We start from the raw sequence: 2,644 nt of genomic DNA, 5'->3' as shown, positions 1-2,644 counted from the left end.
CACACCGTTGGCGGCCCCCGCACGCGGGACTGCGCGGTCGCGGACATGCTGGTCGTACATGGCTTCGGGGTGTCAGCGGATGTGCACAGGAGGTTTCGCCCATGACCCAGACCAAGAGGCCTGCCGGGCCCTCGGCGGAGCACCTGTCGGTTCAGGAGCGGGCCGCCATCGGCAAGGCGGCCCGGGCAGCTGCGCCCCGCGGCAGCCACGAGGAGTACGAGCCCGGGTCGGGGCGCTTCGACCCGGTGGCGCTGCTGGAGTCGCAGTCCGGCGCCCGGGTGCCGGAGCTGGTGCCGATCCGCTACGGACGCATGATCGAATCCCCGTTCCGTTTCTACCGCGGCGCGGCCGGGATCATGGCCGCCGACCTGGCCGGTACGCCCCGGACCGGGATCCGGGCGCAGTTGTGCGGGGACGCGCACCTGTTGAACTTCCGGCTGCTGGCCTCGCCGGAGCGGCGGTTGATGTTCGACATCAACGACTTCGACGAGACCCTGCCCGGCCCCTGGGAGTGGGACGTGAAGCGGTTGGCGACCAGCCTGGTGATCGCCGGGCGCGAGAACGGCTTCACCGACAGGGAACGGGCCGCGATCGTGCGCGCGACCGTCCGCAGCTACCGCGAGCAGATGCGCGGCTTCGCCCGGATGGGCAACCTCGACGTCTGGTACGCCCGCATCGACACCGACCGGCTCCAGGCGCTGGCCACCAGGGAACTCGACGCGCGCCGAGGCAGGATCGTCGCCCGGACCCTGGACAAGGCACGGTCGCGCGACACCCTGCAGGCCTTCGACAAGCTCACCGGGCTCGTCGACGGGCAGCGCCGCATCACCGCCGCCCCGCCGTTGATCGTGCCGATCACCGACCTGCTCCCGGACCAGGAACGCGGAACGGTGGAGCGCACCCTGCGCGGCCTGCTCGCCCGCTACGGCTCCACGCTGCAGGAGCACCACCGGCACCTGCTGGCCCAGTACCGCCTGGCCGACGTGGCGCGCAAGGTGGTGGGTGTGGGCAGTGTGGGGACCCGCTGCTGGATCGTGCTGCTGCTCGGCAGGGACGACCAGGACCCGCTGCTGCTCCAGGTCAAGGAGGCCGACACCTCGGTGCTGGCCGAACACGCCGGCGCCAGCGAGTACACCAACCAGGGCCGGCGGGTGGTGGCCGGGCAGCGGACGATGCAGGCCACCAGCGACATCCTGCTGGGCTGGGAACGAGCCGAGGGCATCGACGGGCGGACCCGCGACTTCTACGTCCGGCAGCTGCGCGACTGGAAGGGCATCGCCGAACCCCAGGCCATGCTCCCCGAGGGCCTGAGCCTGTTCGGGCGCCTGTGCGGCGCCACCCTCGCCCGTGCCCACGCCCGTTCCGGGGACCGGATCGCGATCGCCGCCTACCTCGGCACCAACGACTCCTTCGACCGAGCCCTGGCCCGCTTCGCCGAGCACTACGCCGACCAGAACGAACGCGACCACCAGGCCCTGGTGGACGCCGCCGCCCGCGGCCGGGTCAGCGCCCAGGCCGCATGAGCGATCGGGCTGCGCCGGACGGCGCAGCCCCGGTGGCGGGCCGGATCGGCTGCCGGTCGACTGGATGTCAGTGACCGGGCAGGCCCTGGGAGAGGACGCAGTTGCTGGGCATCGACACCGCGGCCGTGCACCGCATGACGGACGCACTGTTCATCGAGAAGTCTTGGCGCAGCCCGAGCTCCAGCCGCTTCTGGGTGCTGCTGGTACTGGCCGCCGTGATCGCCACCGCCGGGGTCATCGGCGACTCCACGGCGACCGTCATCGGAGCGATGATCGTCGCCCCGCTGATGACGCCGATCCTCGGCAGCGCGCTGGCGCTGGTCCTGGCCGACCACCGGCACCTGCAGCGCAGCATCCTGCTGGTGCTGGGCGGGGCCGTGGCGGTGGTCGCCGTCGGCTACCTGTTCGCGGTGGTGGCCGCACCGCCGGACCACTTCGCCAGCAACAGCCAGGTGGCGGGCCGCATCAGCCCCCGACTGATCGACCTGGTCGGCGCGCTGGCCACCGGCACCGTCGGGGCCTTCGCACTGATCCGCTCCGACATCTCGGACACCCTGCCGGGCGTTGCCATCGCCATCTCCCTGGTCCCGCCGCTGGCGGTGACCGGGCTGCTGCTTCAGGTCGGCCGGTACCACGACGCGGGGGAGTCGGCGCTGCTGTTCGCCACCAACGTGGCCGCCATCGTGGCCACCGGCACCGTCGTCTTCCTGGTCTACCGCGTCCGCGACGCGGCCCGCCAGGCCGGCCTGCCGCTGGGCCGGCTCACCGGCCGCACCCTGGCAGTGGTGGCCGCCGCCGTCCTCCTGGTCGCCGTCCCGCTCACCACCGGCACGGTCACCGTCTCGCAGGACCTGTCCACCGCCGCCGACGCGACCCCGGTGGCCAAGCAGTGGGCCGCGCAGGGCCGCTGGCAGGTCGCCGACGTCCAGTCCCGCTCCGGCACCATCGTCGTCACCGTCCTCGGCATCCCGCCGACCCCCGCCTCCAGTCAGCTCCGCACAGCCCTGAACAGCGCCGGCCTGGCCGCTCACCCCCTGCAGATCCACCTGGTCGGCGGCAACACCCGCACCTGTCCCGCCCACGGCGACACCTGCACCACCAGCACCGGCGGCAGCAACTGA

General features: G+C 72.8%; 2 protein-coding genes. Both read left to right on the top strand.

What is annotated here, in order from left to right; translation table 11 throughout:
• The first annotated feature begins 101 nt into the window (after positions 1-101).
• Positions 102-1,523 (top strand): DUF2252 domain-containing protein, encoded by a 1,422-nt coding sequence (locus IF29_RS0140975; RefSeq protein ID WP_030267565.1) that lies wholly within the window; start codon positions 102-104, stop codon positions 1,521-1,523.
• Positions 1,524-1,657: 134 nt separating this feature from the next.
• Positions 1,658-2,644, top strand: coding sequence for a DUF389 domain-containing protein (locus IF29_RS0140970; protein ID WP_232242922.1), 987 nt, complete (start codon positions 1,658-1,660; stop codon positions 2,642-2,644).

The sequence above is a fragment of the Streptacidiphilus jeojiense genome (assembly GCF_000719095.1).
GTDB classification, from domain to species: domain Bacteria; phylum Actinomycetota; class Actinomycetes; order Streptomycetales; family Streptomycetaceae; genus Streptacidiphilus; species Streptacidiphilus jeojiensis.
This window is presented reverse-complemented; position numbering and strand designations above follow the sequence as displayed.

What these genes read in the sequence shown, in the direction of transcription:
- IF29_RS0140975 (WP_030267565.1), top strand. Translation starts at nt 102, where the DNA reads ATGACCCAGACCAAGAGGCCTGCCGGGCCCTCGGCGGAGCACCTGTCG.
- IF29_RS0140970 (WP_232242922.1), top strand. Translation starts at nt 1,658, where the DNA reads ATGACGGACGCACTGTTCATCGAGAAGTCTTGGCGCAGCCCGAGCTCC.